We start from the raw sequence: 16,624 nt of genomic DNA, 5'->3' as shown, positions 1-16,624 counted from the left end.
GCAAGTAACGGACCGTTCATGGCGTTCGGCCCTGCGCGAACCGGCCGGTCCTGTCGGTGGGGCCGCATAGGCTTGCGGGGTGACTACTGCTCCACCTCGTCCGCGTCAAGCGAGCCCGGCACGTGAGACGGCCCCGGCACCCACCGGAGGCTGGATCCGCCGCCTGGCCGCTTCGTGCTGGAAACATCCTTGGCTCGTCGTGCTTTCGCTGGGTGCGGCCATCATCGGCGTCGGGTTGCAGGCCGCCGGTCCGCTGCTGATCCGCGAGGCCCTCGACGACGCCGTCGCGGGCGACACCTCCCGTCTCGGCCTGCTCGCCGCCGTGATGGCGGTACTGCAGGTGCTGACCTTCGGCAACGCCTTCGCCCGCCGGTACGTCGGCGGACGGCTGGCCCTCGACGTCCAGCACGATCTGCGCCGCCAGGTGTTCAACGCGGTCTCCCGGCTCGACGGCGGCAAGCAGGACGCGCTGCGCACCGGCCAGGTCGCCTCCCGCGCGATCTCGGATCTGCAGCTGGTCACGTCGGTCCTGATGCAGGTGCCGCTTTCGGCGGGTTCGGTGATCTTCGCGCTCCTGTCGCTCGGCGCGATGCTGTGGATGTCGCCGACGCTGACCCTGATCGCGATGGTGGTCGCGCCCGCGATCGCGATCATCATGGCGGTGAGCCGGAAGCGGCTCTTCCCCGCGACCTGGGCGGCCCAGCAGCGCGCGGCCGACGTCGCGCAGCAGGTCGAGGAAACCGTCACCGGCGTACGCGTTGTGAAGGGCTTCGGCCAGGAAACGCGAGAAGTCGCGAAGCTTGAGAAGACGGCGAAGAAGCTCTTCGCGGAACGCATGCGGTCGGCGCGGCTGTCGTGCTCGCCGACGGCCACGACGGCGGCGCTGCCCGCGGCCGGCCAGGTCGCGGTGCTGGCCGTCGGCGGCGTCCTCGCGCTGAAAGGCGAGGTCAGCCTCGGCACCTTCCTGGCGTTCGCCACCTATCTGTCCATCCTGATCGGCCCGGCACGGATGATTTCGAGCCTCGTCGTACAGGCCCAGCTGACCAGGGCCGGCGCGGAACGGGTCAACGAACTGATCGACGCGCAGCCGGACGTCGTCGACAGCCCGGACGCGCGGCCACTGCCCGAAGGCCCGCTCGGCGTCCGCCTGGAGGACGTCTCCTTCGGCTACACGCGGTCGGATCCCGTGCTCGACGGGCTCACCCTGGAGGCCCGGCCGGGCGAAACACTCGCGCTCGTCGGCACCGCCGGTTCGGGCAAGTCGACGATCTCCTTGCTGCTGCCCCGGTTCTACGACGTGCACAGCGGTTCGGTCCAGGTCGGCGATCTCGACGTCCGCGACGTCCGGCAGCACGACCTGCGCAGCGTGATCGGCGTGGTCTTCGAGGAGGCGTTCCTCTTCTCCTCGTCGGTGCGCGACAACATCGCCTACGGCAGGCCGGACGCGAGCGACGAGGAGATCCGCGCGGCCGCCCGGGCGGCGGAGGCGGACGAGTTCATCCAGCGCCTCCCGGACGGATACGACACGCTCGTCGGCGAGCGCGGCCTCACGCTTTCGGGAGGTCAGCGGCAGCGGCTCGGCCTCGCCAGGGCGCTGATGACCGATCCGCGCGTGCTGGTCCTCGACGACGCGACGTCCGCCATCGACACGGTCACCGAGGCGGCGATCCACGACACGCTGCGTTCGGTCACCGCGAGCCGGACGACCCTGCTGATCGCCCACCGCCGCTCCACCCTCGCCCTCGCCGACCGGATCGCCGTGCTGGACAAGGGCCGCGTCGTCGACGTCGGCACCGAGGAGGAACTGCTGGCGCGCTGCCCGCTGTTCCGCGAACTCGTCGCGGGGCCGGGTGACGACGTCGAGGAACCGCACCGCTGTGAGGGCCTCGACTGCGGCCCCTCGGGAATCACCCCCGCCCTGTGGCCGGAGCAGGACAAGACCGACGAACTGGCGGGCGAACGCAAGGGCGCCGGCGGCGAATGGGACGTCGACCTGCCGCCGAGCGGGGAACTCCTCGAAGGCGTCCGGAAACTGCCGCCCGCCACGGACGTCCCGCGGCTGCCGGGCACCGACGTCACCGCGCCCGAACCGAAGTTCCGTCTCGGCCGCCTGCTGAAACCGGTGCGCGGCCCGCTCGCCGTGGTGATCGGGCTGGTCGCGGCGGACGCGCTGGCCACCATCGCGATGCCCGCGCTGTACCAGTACGGCATCGACAGCGGGGTGCGCGCCGGAGCGGAGGCGGTGATCTGGCTCGCCGCCGGGATCGGCGCTTTGGTGATCCTCACGGACTGGCTGGTGGTCTACCTCCAGACCAGGATGACGGCGCGGGTCGGCGAAACGGTGCTGTATTCGCTGCGCGTCCGCAGTTACGCCCATCTGCAACGGCTCGGGCTCGACTTCTACGAACGCGAACTGTCCGGGAAGATCATGACCCGGATGACGACCGACGTCGACGCGCTCTCGACGTTTCTGCAGACCGGTGTCGCGCAGGCCGTGGTGAGCGCGCTGACCTTGGTCGGGATCGCGGCGGCGCTGATGATCACCGACATCGGGCTGGCGGCGTACGCGCTCGCGGTGCTGCCGATCCTCGTCGTGGCGACGGTGATCTTCCGCCGGGCGTCGTCCAAGGCGTACACCGAAGCCCGGGAACGGGTGAGCGTCGTCAACGCGGACATGCAGGAGAACGTGAACGGGCTGCGGGTCGCGCAGGCGTACACCCGCGAGGAGCGGACGGCGGAGAAGTTCGCTTCCCGCAGCGACGAGTACCGGCGTTCGCGGCTGCGCGCCCAACGCTATGTCGCGACGTACTTCCCTTTCGCGGCAATGCTTTCCGGATTGGCCGAGGTCGTCGTGCTGATCGTCGGCGCGAACCGGGTCGCGGCGGGCACGCTGTCGGCCGGTGTGCTGGTGGCGTTCCTGTTGTACCTCGGCCAGTTCTTCTCGCCGATCCAGCAACTGTCCTCGGTCTTCGACGGCTATCAGCAGGCGCGAGTCGGCCTGACGCGCATCGGCGACCTCCTGCGCACGCCGACTTCCGTTCCCGCGGCGGAAAACCCGGTCCCGGTTCCGGAGCGGCTACGGGGCGAAGTCTCCTTCAAGGACGTCGATTTCGCTTACACCTCAACGGATGACCCCGCTCTGAAGCAGCTGACGCTGGAGGTCGCCGCCGGAGAGACCGTCGCCTTGGTCGGTGCGACGGGCGCCGGCAAGTCGACAGCGGTGAAGCTCGTCGCGCGCTTCTACGACGCGACAGGCGGCGTCGTCCGGATCGACGGAACCGACATCCGCGAGTACGACCTGGGCGCCCTGCGCACGCGGATGGGCGTGGTACCGCAGGAAGCGCATCTGTTCTCGGGGACCGTCGCGGACAATGTGCGCTACGGCAGGCCTTCCGCGACGGACGCGGAGGTCGAGGAGGCGGTCCGGTCCGTCGGCGCACTCGACGGTGTCGCCGCGCTCCCCGCCGGTTTCCACCAGCCCGTCGGTGAACGCGGACGCTCGCTTTCGGCCGGGCAGCGGCAACTCGTCGCCCTCGCCCGCGCCGAACTCGTGGACCCGGACGTCCTCCTGCTCGACGAGGCGACCGCGGCCCTCGACCCGTCCACCGAAGCCGCCGTCCTGCGCGCGACGGAACAACTCGCTCGCCGCCGCACGACGTTCGTGGTCGCGCACCGCCTCGCCACCGCCGCCAAAGCGGACCGGATCGTGGTGCTGGCCCACGGCCGGATCATCGAACAGGGCACCCACGCGGAACTGGTCGCCGCGGATGGCCACTACGCACGCCTGTGGTCACTGGGCTGACTCGGACCTCGTGAGTGGTACGGGCGTCTCTCGTGGCGGAACCCCGGCCGCGCGTCGTGTCGTCCATCCAGTCACGCGTGTCGTCCGCCGGATCACGCGTGTCGTCCGGTCAGTCACGCGAACTCGCCGGTACTGATCAAGTCGGTCGAGAGGGGAGGATTTGGGACGTCCAACGTCCCAAATCCTCCCCTCTTGCCGTCTACCACTCACGACATCCGCCGCCGCTCACCAGGAACGCGGCTCCGGCGATCACGTCGCGAAAGCCACTTTCGCGACGCGCGCCCGCCCTCTCACCCAGCCGGCAGATCCAGCTGGAATTGCGCCCCCGGAGCCGACGGCTCCCACCCCCGCGCGAGCGCCAGCTGGATCGCGCGTTCGACGTCCGCAGGCAGCAAGGCCTTCGACGGCACCCCCATGTAGTTCAACGGACGCGCGTGATCCGTCCGGACCACCAGCACCGCACCCCGCACCCCCTCCAATTCCACCCCGTACGAAAGGAAGTACCCGCCGTCCGATCCGTCGCGACCCCCTGCGCAGCAATGCCATGAAGCCAGCATGACTCCACGGGCAAGGGAATTCCGGTCGCGCGTGCACCCCCGCACCTGTCATCCTCACGACAAATGAACGAAGAGATCCCGGCGCGGCAGATCCGCGCCGTGCACACCGAAACCACGATCCGCGTCTATCAGGCGTACTCGCCGGCCATCGCCGGCGCCGCCGTGAAGGCGGGCACGTTCGTGCCGCCGTTCAAACGCGAACGCATGACCTGGATCAAGCCGTCCTTCCTCTGGATGGCGTATCGCTGCGGCTGGGCCGCGAAGCCCGGCCAAGAACGCGTACTCGCCCTCGACATCACTCGCGAGGGTTTCGCGTGGGCGCTCGAACACGCGGCGCTCAGCCACTACGACCCGGACGTCCACTCCGACCGGAAGACGTGGCAGGACGAGGTCAAGACCAGCCCGGTCCGCATCCAGTGGGATCCGGAGCGCGGCATCCGGCTCGGCGCGCTCAAGCACCGCTCGCTCCAGATGGGGCTGAGCGGCGAGGCCGTCGATCGCTATGTCGACAACTGGATCACGGCGGTCACCGACGTCACCTCGACCATGCGCGAGATCGGTGCCCTGGTCGCGGCGAACCGCATCGAAGACGCCGAAGCGCTGCTACCCGCGGAGCGCCCGTACCCCGGCTAAGGCCGCCACTTGAGGCCGCTCATCCCGGCGACCTCGAGGTCCTGAGCCGAAGCCCACCGGACGGTCCCCGGCCGGACGTGCACCCCGGCCGTCACCGCCCAGTCCGGCTCGTCGGGCTCGACGTGCTCCATCTCCTTGAAGTCGGCGAGCGTCGGCCAGACCGCCGAGCACGAGTCGCACATCAGCACGACCTTGCCGGACTCGGTGACCAGCGGGCGCACACGCCCCTCGTCCCAGAACGACGGGCACTCGTCGAGCCACATCGGCTGCCACCACCTCGCGGGCGATCGGCGGCCGGCACGACACCGGCCGCATCGTCCACCCAGCGAAGCCCCCTGACGTGAACTACAGGCTGTCCGGGCACGACCAGCGGGCCAACCTTCACCGACGAAACAGTGACCTGACCTGCACGGACGGTGAAAACGACAGCAAAGGTCCCTTGCTCCGCCGAACGGCCGAGCGCCCGGACGGCACGCCACATATTTTCGGTCTCTTGATCGAGACAGTGACCCATCACCTAGTGCGCCACGCCTCACACAGGCCAGTTCCATCACACGGCCGCGACCGAGGGGGTTAGCCTGGTAGGCGCATCAGCGGTGTTCAAGATCTCGAGACGGATAGAGGCGAGTCCAAGCCGTGTCCAGCAGCAGCCCTGCGTCACAATTCGGCCCCAACGAGTGGGTCGTCGAGGAAATGTACGACCAGTTCCTCGCCGACCCCAGCTCAGTCGATGCCGCCTGGCACGACTTCTTCGCGGACTTCAAGCCAACGCAGGCCGCGCAGACCAAGGCCGACGACGCGCGTCAGAACTCCGGAGACCCCGGCAATGAAGGTCCTGGCGCCAACGGCCAGGTCGCCAACCCGTCGCCCCAGACAGTCCGCAACGCCGAGTCCACCGCGAAGCAGACCGCGCCGAAGAACGCCCCCGCGAAGCCCGCACCGAAGACCGAGGCGAAGGCCACCGCGCCCGCGAAGGCCCCAGCGCCTGCGAAGGCGGCTGCGCCCAAGGCGGCTGAGAAGGCCCCGGCCAAGCCCGCCGAGAAGGACGCCGAGCCGGAGTCGAAGCAGCTCCGTGGCGCCGCGGCGGCGATCGCGAAGAACATGGACGCCTCGCTGTCCGTGCCGACGGCCACGAGTGTGCGTGCCGTTCCGGCGAAGCTGATGGCCGACAACCGCATCGTCATCAACAACCACCTCAAGCGCACGCGTGGCGGCAAGATCTCCTTCACGCACCTCATCGGGTACGCGATGGTCCGTGCGCTGAAGAACTTCCCGAACATGAACCGGCACTACCAGCTGATCGACGGGAAGCCGTTCGCGATCACGCCGGAGCACGTGAACTTCGGTCTCGCGATCGACATGAAGGGCAAGGAAGGCTCCCGCACGCTCGTCGTGGCCTCCATCAAGGCCACCGAGAACATGACCTTCATGCAGTTCTGGCAGGCCTACGAGGAGATCGTCAAGAAGGCCCGCAACGGCAAGCTGACCGCCGACGACTTCGCCGGCACCACGATCTCGCTGACCAACCCCGGCGGCATCGGCACCAACCACTCGGTGCCGCGGTTGCAGGCGGGCCAGGGCGCGATCATCGGCGTCGGCGCCATGCAGTACCCGGCGCACTTCGAGGGCACCAGCGAGAAGGCACTGGTCGACCTCGGCGTCTCGAAGATCATGACGCTGACCTCGACCTATGACCACCGCATCATCCAGGGCGCGGAGTCGGGCGAGTTCCTCAAGCGCATCCACGAGCTTCTGCTCGGCGAAGACGGCTTCTATGACGACGTCTTCACCAGCCTGCGCCTGCCCTATGAGCCGATCCGCTGGGTCGCCGACATCCCGGACGGCCCGGTCGACAAGACCGCGCGCGTGATCGAGCTGATCGACGCCTTCCGCATGCGCGGTCACCTGATGGCCGACACCGACCCACTGAACTACCGGCAGCGCAGCCACGCCGACCTCGACGTCCTCTCCCACGGCCTGACCCTGTGGGACCTGGACCGCGAGTTCCCGGTCGGCGGCTTCGCCGGCCAGGAGCGGATGAAGCTGCGCGACATCCTCGGCGTGCTGCGCAACTCCTACTGCCGCACCGTCGGCATCGAGTACACGCACATCCTCGACCCCGAGGAGCGCCGCTGGATCCAGGACCGCATCGAGGTCCCGCACGAGAAGCCGGACCCCGCGGTCCAGAAGTACGTGCTCTCGAAGCTGAACGCCGCCGAGGCGTTCGAGACCTTCCTGCAGACCAAGTACGTCGGCCAGAAGCGGTTCTCCCTCGAAGGCGGCGAGACGGCGATCCCGCTGCTCGACACGCTGCTGGACAAGGCCGCCGAGCACGAACTCGACGAGGTCGTCATCGGCATGCCGCACCGCGGCCGCCTGAACGTGCTGGCGAACATCGTCGGCAAGCCGATCGCGCAGATCTTCCAGGAGTTCGAGGGCAACCTCGACCCGGGCCAGGCGCACGGTTCCGGTGACGTGAAGTACCACCTCGGCGCCGAGGGCAAGTACTTCCGCATGTTCGGCGACGGCGAGACCAAGGTGTCGCTGACCGCGAACCCGTCGCACCTGGAGACCGTCGACCCGGTCCTCGAGGGCATCGTCCGCGCGAAGCAGGACATCCTCGACAAGGGTGGCGAGGGCTTCACCGTCCTCCCTGTCCTGATGCACGGCGACGCGGCCTTCGCGGGCCAGGGTGTCGTGGCCGAGACGCTGAACCTGGCGCTGCTGCGCGGTTACCGCACCGGCGGCACCGTGCACGTCATCGTCAACAACCAGGTCGGCTTCACCACCGCGCCCGAGCACTCGCGTTCGAGCCAGTACGCCACCGACGTCGCGAAGATGATCGGCTCGCCGATCTTCCACGTGAACGGCGACGACCCCGAGGCCGCGCACTGGGTGGCCAAGCTGGCCGTCGACTACCGCCAGGCGTTCCACAAGGACGTCGTGATCGACCTGATCTGCTACCGCCGCCGCGGCCACAACGAGGGCGACGACCCCTCGATGACGCAGCCGGCGATGTACGACATCATCGACACGAAGCGTTCGGTCCGGAAGACCTACACCGAATCGCTGATCGGCCGTGGCGACATCTCCGTCGAAGAGGCCGAGGCCGCGTTGCGCGACTTCTCCAGCCAGCTGGAGCACGTGTTCAACGAGGTCCGCGAGCTGGAGAAGCACCCGGCGAAGGCCAGCCCCTCGGTCGAGGAGGAGCAGCAGGTCCCGGCCAAGGTGCCCACCGCGACCACCGCCGAGGTCATCGAGCACATCGGCGACGCGTTCCTCAACGTGCCCGAGGGCTTCACCCCGCACCCGCGGGTCAAGCCGGTCATGGAGCGCCGCCACAAGATGTCCCGCGAAGGCGGCATCGACTGGGCGTTCGGTGAGCTGCTCGCCTTCGGTTCGCTGGCGATGGAAGGCCGCCTGGTGCGGCTGTCCGGCCAGGACTCCCGCCGCGGCACCTTCACCCAGCGCCACTCGGTGCTGATCGACCGCAAGACCGGCCAGGAATACTCGCCGCTGGCCAGCCTGGCCGACGGCCAGGGCCGCGTGATGATCTACGACTCGGCGCTGTCCGAGTACGCGGCGGTCGGCTTCGAGTACGGCTACTCGGTGGCCAACTCCGAAGCGCTGGTCATGTGGGAAGCGCAGTTCGGTGACTTCGTCAACGGCGCGCAGACCGTCATCGACGAGTACATCTCCTCCGGTGAGGCCAAGTGGGGCCAGCTCTCCGACGTCGTGCTGCTGCTGCCGCACGGCCACGAAGGCCAGGGCCCGGACCACACCTCCGGCCGCATCGAGCGTTTCCTCTCGCTGTGCGCGGAAGGCTCGATGACCGTCTCGGTGCCGTCGACCCCGGCGAACTACTTCCACCTCCTCCGCCGTCACGCGCTCGACGGAGTCAACCGGCCGCTGGTGGTCTTCACCCCCAAGTCGATGCTGCGCAACAAGGCGGCGACTTCGCAGGTCGAGGACTTCACCGGCCAGTCGAAGTTCATGTCGGTCATCGACGACGCCGTCGTCGACCCGTCGAAGGTGCGCAAGGTGCTCCTGACCTCGGGCAAGCTCTACTGGGAGCTGGTGGCCGAGCGGACGAAGCGCGAAGCGAACGACATCGCGATCGTGCGGGTCGAGCAGTACTACCCGTTGCCGAAGAAGAAGCTGCTGGCGGCGCTCGAGCGCTACAACGGCGCTCCCGCGGTCTGGGTCCAGGAAGAGCCGGAGAACCAGGGTGCGTGGCCGTTCTTCGGCCTGAACCTGCCGCGGAAGCTCCCGGAGGTGTTCGCCAGCCTGGATGTCGTGTCGCGTCGTCCGATGGCGGCACCGTCGGCGGGTTCGTCCAAGGTGCACGAGGTCGAGCAGAAGGCGCTGATCGCGCGGGCCTTCGACTGATCGCCTGACGTGAGCTGAAGGGGCCCTTCACCGCATCCCATGCGGTGAAGGGCCCCTTCGCTGCGTCTGATGCGCAAAAGGAGCCTCACCCGGCCCTTGACTGTCCACAAGGGACCCTTTTACGACACAGAGGTGCCCGATTTGGGTGACTTGCACGGTTTCGCGAGGGGGTCGTGAGTGATTTTTGTCGTTCTAACCCTCATTGCCACTCACGACCCCCCGCAGAACCGCACATAGCGGCATCAATCGGACACTCAATCGTCCGGTGGTGTCCCTTGTGGACACTGAAGCCCCGCCAGCGTCCAGAATCAAGCTCCACTACCGGCACCGTGCGGCCCCGCGACAGTGCAGGAATAGTCGCCTGACCTGCAAGATCTCGACTTTGCCGGGACCCTGCGTCTGACGCTGGGAAAACGTCCTTCAGCCGATCGCCTCGGAGGTCGCCTTGGCCAACTTAAGCGCGTTCTCCTTGCACACCGTCTGGTTGACCGTGCCGGACGGGTCGGGGCCGGTCACGATGATCTCGCCCTCGGCGTTGCCCTGATAGAACTTGATCTGGCACTGGCTCGGCGAGTCGAGCTTGGTGTGCACGGCTTTGGTCGACTTCGCCATGGTGGGGATGAGCACGCCGCCGTCCGTCACGGCGTTCTCGACACTCGCCTTGGCCCAGGCCTCACCGGCGCCCGACCCCGGCTCCTTCGACTTCGACAGGTACATCACGACGGTCGCCGAAGGCGCGTTGGGCTCACGCCAGCTGCAGGACGAGCGGGTGTAGGTGATGTCGTCGTTCGACGTGCTCGCCGGCTCCTCGCCCTTCGGCGTTTCGAGCGGCGGCAGGTTCCGTATCTTGCTCCCGATCCGCTCGCAGCCGGGCATGGAGGTGTACTTGTCCGGCGGACCGGTCTTCTTGGACGACGTCGGCGCCGCGGTCGGCGACGAGCGCGAGTCGTCGGACAGCAGCAGGAAGGCCGCGACCCCGCCACCGCCGAGCAGCACCACCGCGCCGACGACGAGCCCGACGATGAGTCCGGTGTTCGACTTCTTGGGCGGCGGCCCGTATCCGGGTGGCGGATACCCCGGATATCCCTGCGGCGGATACGGCTGCTGAGGTCCCTGCTGATAGGGCGGTCCGGGCTGCATGCGGAGAGGGTAAAGCCTCGCGAAGGTCCTTAGTGGACGAACGCCGCAACTGGGCGCCGAATCACTCTCCGGATACGGGAAGGCCCCCTTCCCAGCAGGAGGAAGGGGGCCTTCACGTACTCCGGATGTGGATCAGACGGTCAGCGACCAGCTGTTGAGCGAGCCGGTGTCGACCCGGTAGACGTCCTGCACCTTCAACTTCCAGGCGCCGTTGGCGGCCTCGGTCGAGACGTTGGCGGTGTAGGTGGTGTTGATGTTGTCGGACGAGTCGTTGCTCGAACCCTTCAGGCGGTACGAGCTGCCGTCCGGCGCGACCAGGTCGATGACGAGGTCACCGACGTAGGTGTGCGTGATGTTCACCGCGACCTTGGTGGTGGCCGAGGCGTTGCGGGCGCAGTTCGCGACGGTGATCGTGCTGGTCACCGCGGCACCGGCGTCGGGGATGGCGACGACGCCGCTGTTGGTCTGCGTGCCGCAGGGGGTCGGCTCGGGGCCGGGGCCACCGGTGCCGGTGTAGAGCAGCACGTTCGGCGAACCGGTGCCCGGGTTGGTCACCTTGTCCTTGGTGCCGTTGGCGACCAGGGCGTCACGGACCTGCTTCGGCGTGGCCGTCGGGTTGGCGGAGGCGTACAGGGCCGCCGCGCCCACGACGTGCGGGGTCGCCATCGAGGTACCGCTGATGGTGTTGGTGCCGTTGTTCAGCCACGTCGACGTGATGCCGCTGCCCGGCGCGAAGATGTCGAGGCAGGTGCCGATGTTGGAGAAGCTGGACCGCGCGTCCGTGTTCGTCGTCGAGCCGACGGTGATCGCTTCCGGCGTACGGGCGGGCGAGACGTTGCAGGCGTTGGCGCCCGTGTCGTTACCGGCCGCGACACCATAGGTGATGCCCGCCGCGATCGACCGCTGGACGGCCTGGTCGAGGGTGGTCGACGCGCCGCCGCCGAGGCTCATGTTCGCGACGGCGGGCTTGACCGCGTTCGCGGTCACCCAGTCGACACCGGCGATGACGCCGGCGGTCGTCCCGGAACCGGAGCAGTTCAGCACGCGGACGGCGACGAGCTTGACGCCCTTGGCCAGACCGTGCGCGGTACCGCCGATGGTGCCGGCGACGTGGGTGCCGTGACCCTGGCAGTCCGTGGCGTCGTTGTCGTTGTCGACGGTGTCACGGCCGTGGGTCGCGCGCCCGCCGAAGTCGGGGTGCGTGGTGAGGATGCCGGTGTCGACGACGTACGCGGTGACGTTCGACGCCGTGGTGCTGTAGCTGTACTTCTGGTTGAGCGGAAGGCTCTGCTGGTCGACCCGGTCCAGGCCCCACGACGGCGGGTTCAGCTGGTCCGCCGAGATCGAGACGGTCTGGTTCTGCTCCACGTAGGCGACCGCGGGGTCCGCGGCGACCCGCTTCGCCTGCTTTTCGGTCAGCGCACCGGAGAAGCCGCGGACCGAAGACGCGAAGGTCTTCTCGACCGTGCCGCCGTGGCGCTGGGTCACGCTCTTCGCGGTGGCTTCGACCGACGAGCCGTCCTTCAGCACGACGATGTAGCTGTCCTTGATCGCCTTGTCGCTACCCGCGTTGACGATCGAACCCTCCGCCGCCGACGCGACGGTGGTACCGCCCAGCGCCGTCAGCACGGCGACGGCCGCGGCCACACCGAAGGCGGGCAGTCGTCTCTTCAAGGTTCCCAGGGAATTGTTCAAGATATTCCTCCCAGGCAGGGTCGACCCACGGGCGTGAAATGGCCCGCCGGATCGTTGGGGTGACTCAGAGGTGAAGCGCGTTCCACTTAGGAGCGCAGGCTGAGACTAAGTCGCCGATTCACCCTAAGGAAGACCTTGCATTACGGACATCCCGGTAGTAGTGGACACGTCATCGACGCAGCTCGGGCACCGTTCAGCCCCCGCCTTTAGTCGCGTTTTGCGCCCGTACGGCCCACGAAGAATTGGGGATCCGCACATCCCGTGGTCGCTTTCCCGCCCACCGGCCGTTTCAGTGGCGTGAAAGTACACACGGATGGCCGCCTACTAAAGTCGCGACCTCGCCGGGCGGAAATCGATTTCCACCCTACCTTCGGATGGAGCACACTCGGGAGCATGCTGCTCCGACAGGAAATCCCGGCCGACCGCGAGGCGATCCACGCGGTACATCTGGCCGCGTTCGCGAAACACAGTGTCCCGGTGGTCGAGGCGAAACTCGTCGACGAACTACGGGAGGACGGCGACCTGATCGGCGCACTGTCCATCGTGGCCGAACGCGAGGGGAAGGTCGCCGGGCATGTCTGCTGCAGCCCGGCGAAACTCGGCTCCGACGAGAAGTCGACGGTGGGCCTCGGTCCGCTCGGTGTGCTGCCCGAGTACCACGTCTCCGGCATCGGCTCCGCGCTCGTGCACGCGGTTCTCGGCGCGGCGGACGCCCTCGGCTACGGCGCCGTCGTCCTGCTGGGCGACCCGAATTACTACTCCCGCTTCGGCTTCGTACTCGCCGCACAGCACGGGATCACGCCGCCGGTCGCGGAATGGGCGCCGCACTTCCAGGTCCGCACCCTTCGCGCGTACACGCCCGATCTCCAGGGCGAGTTCCGCTACTCCCCCGCCTTCGACCGCCTCTAGCCCCCGCCGCGTTTAGTCCTCTGGATGCGGTCCTTGCGCGTGCAACCACCGCATGCAGAGGACTGAACGCGTGGGGGGTCAGGCGGGCGCGAGGAGGTTGTTCCGGCGCAGGAACTCCTCGGCGACGTCGAGCGGGTTGCGCTTCTCCTCGCTGAACTGGACGTTCAACTCGGTCAATTGATCGGTCGTGAGCGCCGCCGAAACCCGGTTCAGCGCGTCGATCTCCTTCGGCGACAACGTCCCCTTCGCCGCGAGGGGCACGATGTTCTGCGCGGGGAACATGTTCTTGTCGTCCACCAGCGGCACGAACCCGTTCGCGGCGATCGACGAAGACGTGCTGAACAGGTCCGCGACCTGGATGTCACCGGACTTCAACGCGGCGACCGTGACCGGGCCGCCGGTGTCGGTCGTGCGGATCTCCGCGAACTCGCAGCCGTAGAGCGCCTTGATCTTGTCCTTCCAGCGGCTGCTCCACTGACCGGGACCGCCGAGCACGAGTTCCTTGCACCGCTTGCCGAGATCGGAGAAGGTCCGCACCCCGGAATCGGCGAGTTCCTTGCGCACCACCAGCAGGTCCTTGTCCTCCGCGGGCGCCTGTTCGAGGACCTCGAACCCGGACGGCAGCTTCTGCTTCAGCTGCGCGTAGACGTCCTGCGGCGTGGTGGCCTGCGTGTCCTTGTCGAAGTAGCGCAACAGGTTCCCGCTGTAATCCGGTACGACCGAAAGCGATTTGTCCTGCAGTGCCTTGACGACGACCTCGCGGCTGCCGACCGGCGGGCGCACGGTGACGTTCTCCGCGCCCGCGTTGCGCAGCGCGCCCGCGTAGATCTGGGCCAGCAGAAGGCTTTCCCCGACGTCGGACGCGCCGATGATGATGTCGCCGGTCGCACCGCCCTCCGCACCGCCGGCGAGCGGGTTGCCACAGCTCGCCGTGAGCAAAGCGATCCCGGCGAACAGCGCCGCCACCCTCCGCCTCATGCCTTCGCCTTCTTCCCGCTGGCGGCCTGCGCCAGCCGAACTCCCTTGGGCACCAGCAGCCGCTGGACGCCCGCCAGCGCCAGATCCAGTACGACCGCGAGCAACGTCGTCAGGAGCGCGCCCGCGACCACCTGCGGATAGTCCAAAATGGCCAGTCCGTCGAGCAGGAACCGGCCGAGCCCACCGAGTCCGACGTAAGCGGCCACGGCCGCCGTGGCCACCAGTTGCAGCACCGAGTTCCGCACCCCGCCGAGCACCAGCGGCAGCGAGATGGGCACCTCGACCTTCCACAACCGTTGCCAGCCGGTCATTCCGATGCCCTGCGCCGCGTCGACCAAGCCGTGGTCGGTCGCCTGCAAACCCGCGTACGTCCCGGCGAGGATCGGCGGGATCGCGAGCACCACGAGCCCGATGATCGTCGAGAGCTCGCTTTCGGTGAAGAGCAGGAACAGGAAGGTCACCAGCCCCAGCGTCGGCAGCGCGCGGATCGCGTTGCCGCCGCTCACCAGCAGCACCGCGCCCCGGCCGGTGTGCCCGACGTAGAGCCCGAGCGGGAGCGCGATGATCAGCGCGAAGACCAGCGCCAGCGCCGTGTAGCCGAGATGCTGCAGCAACCGGGCCGGGACGCCGTTCGTTCCCTGCCAGTGGGCCGGGTCCCCGAACCAGTTCAGGACGTCGCCGATCATTTCGCCCCCGCCGCGGTCGCCACCCGGTCCCAGGGTGTGAGGAGATCGCGAAGCTGCACCAGCAGCAGGTCGACGACCAGCGCGAGCAGCAGCGTCGCGACGATCCCGACGACGATCGGCGAGAAGTACTCGCGCTGGAAGCCGTCGGTGAACAGCACGCCGAGCCCACCGGTGCCGATCAGCGCGCCGACACTGACCAGGCTGATGTTGCTGACCGAGGCCACCCGGACGCCCGCCGCGAGCACCGGCACCGAAAGCGGCAGCTCCACGGCGAGGAAGCGGCGCGCGGGTTTGTAGCCGATGGCCGTGGCCGCGGCGACGACGTGCGGCGGGACCGCGTCGAGCGCGTCCAGCACCGGGCGCACGAGCAACGCGGCGGTGTAGACGGTGAGCGCCACGATCACGTTGACGCTGTCGAGGATCTTCGAACCGATGATGCCCGGGATCACCACGAACAAGGCGAGCGACGGGATCGTGTACAGCAGGTTCGACACGACGAGCAGTACGGAACGCGCCGCGGCGAACCGGTGGCCGAGCCAGCCCGCCAGCACCGCGATCAGCAGGCCCAGCACCAGCGGGACCAGCGAGAGATAGATGTGGTCGAGCAGGTCGCCGAAGAACTGCGAACGGTTGTTGGCGCTGCCCAGGTAACGACCGAGCTCCGCGAAGAAGTCGCCCATCAGGAGCTCAGCGACGGCGTTTCGATCACTTGGAGGACTTGCTGGGCTCTGACCACGCCGACGACCTTTTGGTCGGCGTCGACCACGACACCGAGGCTCGCGGGCGAGGAAAGCGCCGCGTCGAGCGCGCCGCGGATCGGTGCACCCTGGAGGTAGAGCGACCCGCCCGCGACGAGGTCGGTCTCGGCGAGCTCCCCGTCCACAGTGGACCCGGGACGCAGCCAGCCGCGCGGCTGTCCGTCGGCGTTGACCGCGACCCGCCACTCGTCGGCGGGTCCGGGGGCGGGCTTGCCGACCTCGACCCGCTCGACCTCTTCGACGACGATCCCTTCCGCCGACAGGAACGAAAGCCCGCGGTAGCCGCGGTCCTTGCCCACGAACGACGCGACGAAGTCGTCGACGGGGTGACGCAACACCTCGGACGGCGTGCCGTACTGCGCGAGCACCCCGCCGACGCGGAGCACCGCGATCTTGTCGCCGAGCCGCACGGCCTCGTCGATGTCGTGGGTGACGAACACGATCGTCTTCCCCAGCTGTGACTGGAGGCGCAGCAATTCGTCCTGCAGTTCCTCGCGGACGATCGGGTCGACGGCGGAGAACGGCTCGTCCATCAGCAGCACCGGCGAATCCGCCGCGAGCGCCCTGGCGACCCCGACGCGCTGCTGCTGGCCGCCGGAAAGCTGGGCGGGGTAGCGCTTGCCGAGTTCCGCGGGCAGGCCGACGGTTTCGAGCAGTTCGGCGGCACGCTTGCGCGCCTTGCCCTTGTCCCAGCCGGACAGCAGCGGCACGGTCGCGACGTTGTCGAGGACTGTCCTGTGTGGAAAGAGGCCGGCGTGCTGGATGACGTAACCGATGCCGCGCCGCAGCAGTGCCGGGTCGCCTTCGCTGACGTCCTTGCCGTCGAGCAGAACCGTGCCCGAAGTCGGCTCGACCATGCGGTTGATCATCCGCAGCGACGTGGTCTTGCCGCAGCCGGACGGCCCGACGAAGACGGTGATGGTGCCGTCCTCCACGGTGAGGTTCAGGTCGTCGACCGCGACCGTCCCGTCCGGATACCGCTTCGTCACGCCACGGAACTCGATAGTCACGCGTCTCTCCCCCTGTCTGGTCGAAAAACCGTAGCCCACATCCTGCCTGTTGGCACGGTGTCCCAGG

Annotated in this window: 12 protein-coding genes; 4 read left to right on the top strand and 8 right to left on the bottom strand. The window is 68.3% G+C overall.

What is annotated here, in order from left to right:
• Nucleotides 1–79 precede the first annotated feature (79 nt).
• On the top strand, nucleotides 80–3,802 hold the full coding sequence (locus tag DMH03_RS11540; protein ID WP_125791997.1) for an ABC transporter ATP-binding protein: 3,723 nt from the start codon (nucleotides 80–82) through the stop codon (nucleotides 3,800–3,802).
• A 290-nt stretch (nucleotides 3,803–4,092) separates the two neighbouring features.
• Here DMH03_RS11540 and DMH03_RS11535 read toward each other — a convergent pair whose 3' ends face one another.
• Entirely contained in the window at nucleotides 4,093–4,281 is a 189-nt protein-coding gene (locus DMH03_RS11535) for a hypothetical protein (protein ID WP_125791996.1), read from the bottom strand.
• Nucleotides 4,282–4,422: 141 nt separating this feature from the next.
• Between DMH03_RS11535 and DMH03_RS11530 the strand changes: the two genes are divergently transcribed.
• Nucleotides 4,423–4,992 (top strand): DUF4291 domain-containing protein, encoded by a 570-nt coding sequence (locus DMH03_RS11530; RefSeq protein ID WP_125791995.1) that lies wholly within the window; start codon nucleotides 4,423–4,425, stop codon nucleotides 4,990–4,992.
• Here the strand turns inward: DMH03_RS11530 and DMH03_RS11525 are convergent.
• Complete coding sequence (locus DMH03_RS11525) at nucleotides 4,989–5,255, bottom strand: hypothetical protein (protein ID WP_125673926.1); 267 nt, start codon at nucleotides 5,253–5,255, stop codon at nucleotides 4,989–4,991. The genes DMH03_RS11530 and DMH03_RS11525 overlap by 4 nt on opposite strands.
• 373 nt (nucleotides 5,256–5,628) lie before the next feature.
• On the opposite strand from DMH03_RS11525, the gene DMH03_RS11520 reads away from it, so the two are divergent.
• The gene (locus DMH03_RS11520; protein ID WP_125791994.1) at nucleotides 5,629–9,381 is read left to right on the top strand and encodes a multifunctional oxoglutarate decarboxylase/oxoglutarate dehydrogenase thiamine pyrophosphate-binding subunit/dihydrolipoyllysine-residue succinyltransferase subunit; all 3,753 of its coding nucleotides are present in this window, start codon (nucleotides 5,629–5,631) and stop codon (nucleotides 9,379–9,381) included.
• Nucleotides 9,382–9,801: 420 nt separating this feature from the next.
• Here the strand turns inward: DMH03_RS11520 and DMH03_RS11515 are convergent, their stop codons facing one another.
• Together DMH03_RS11515 and DMH03_RS11510 are read right to left on the bottom strand one after the other, a co-directional pair.
• Nucleotides 9,802–10,521 (bottom strand): hypothetical protein, encoded by a 720-nt coding sequence (locus DMH03_RS11515; protein WP_125791993.1) that lies wholly within the window; start codon nucleotides 10,519–10,521, stop codon nucleotides 9,802–9,804.
• 132 nt (nucleotides 10,522–10,653) lie between these two features.
• Nucleotides 10,654–12,216 carry a S8 family peptidase gene (locus DMH03_RS11510; protein ID WP_125791992.1) on the bottom strand — a complete coding sequence of 521 codons (1,563 nt, stop codon included), beginning with the start codon at nucleotides 12,214–12,216 and terminating at the stop codon, nucleotides 10,654–10,656.
• A 393-nt stretch (nucleotides 12,217–12,609) separates the two neighbouring features.
• Here DMH03_RS11510 and DMH03_RS11505 point away from each other — a divergent pair, with 393 nt between their 5' ends.
• A complete protein-coding gene (locus tag DMH03_RS11505; protein WP_125791991.1) occupies nucleotides 12,610–13,125 on the top strand; it encodes a GNAT family N-acetyltransferase in 516 nt (171 codons plus the stop codon).
• Between the two features lie 78 nt (nucleotides 13,126–13,203).
• On the opposite strand, the gene DMH03_RS11500 is transcribed toward DMH03_RS11505, so the two are convergent.
• From DMH03_RS11500 to DMH03_RS11485, 4 genes are read right to left on the bottom strand one after another with little or no spacing between them, the layout of a single operon-like run.
• Nucleotides 13,204–14,103 (bottom strand): ABC transporter substrate-binding protein, encoded by a 900-nt coding sequence (locus tag DMH03_RS11500; protein WP_125791990.1) that lies wholly within the window; start codon nucleotides 14,101–14,103, stop codon nucleotides 13,204–13,206.
• A complete protein-coding gene (locus DMH03_RS11495) occupies nucleotides 14,100–14,789 on the bottom strand; it encodes an ABC transporter permease (RefSeq protein WP_125791989.1) in 690 nt (229 codons plus the stop codon). The genes DMH03_RS11500 and DMH03_RS11495 overlap by 4 nt, the downstream gene beginning before the upstream one ends.
• Nucleotides 14,786–15,469 (bottom strand): ABC transporter permease, encoded by a 684-nt coding sequence (locus DMH03_RS11490; RefSeq protein WP_125791988.1) that lies wholly within the window; start codon nucleotides 15,467–15,469, stop codon nucleotides 14,786–14,788. The genes DMH03_RS11495 and DMH03_RS11490 overlap by 4 nt, the downstream gene beginning before the upstream one ends.
• On the bottom strand, nucleotides 15,469–16,557 hold the full coding sequence (locus DMH03_RS11485; protein ID WP_125791987.1) for an ABC transporter ATP-binding protein: 1,089 nt from the start codon (nucleotides 16,555–16,557) through the stop codon (nucleotides 15,469–15,471). The genes DMH03_RS11490 and DMH03_RS11485 overlap by 1 nt, the downstream gene beginning before the upstream one ends.
• Nucleotides 16,558–16,624: the final 67 nt, after the last annotated feature.

The sequence above is a fragment of the Amycolatopsis sp. WAC 01376 genome, assembly GCF_003947415.1.
Taxonomy (GTDB): Bacteria; Actinomycetota; Actinomycetes; order Mycobacteriales; family Pseudonocardiaceae; genus Amycolatopsis.
The sequence above is the reverse complement of the archived record's forward strand: the minus strand, read 5'-3'. Positions and strand labels throughout refer to the sequence as shown.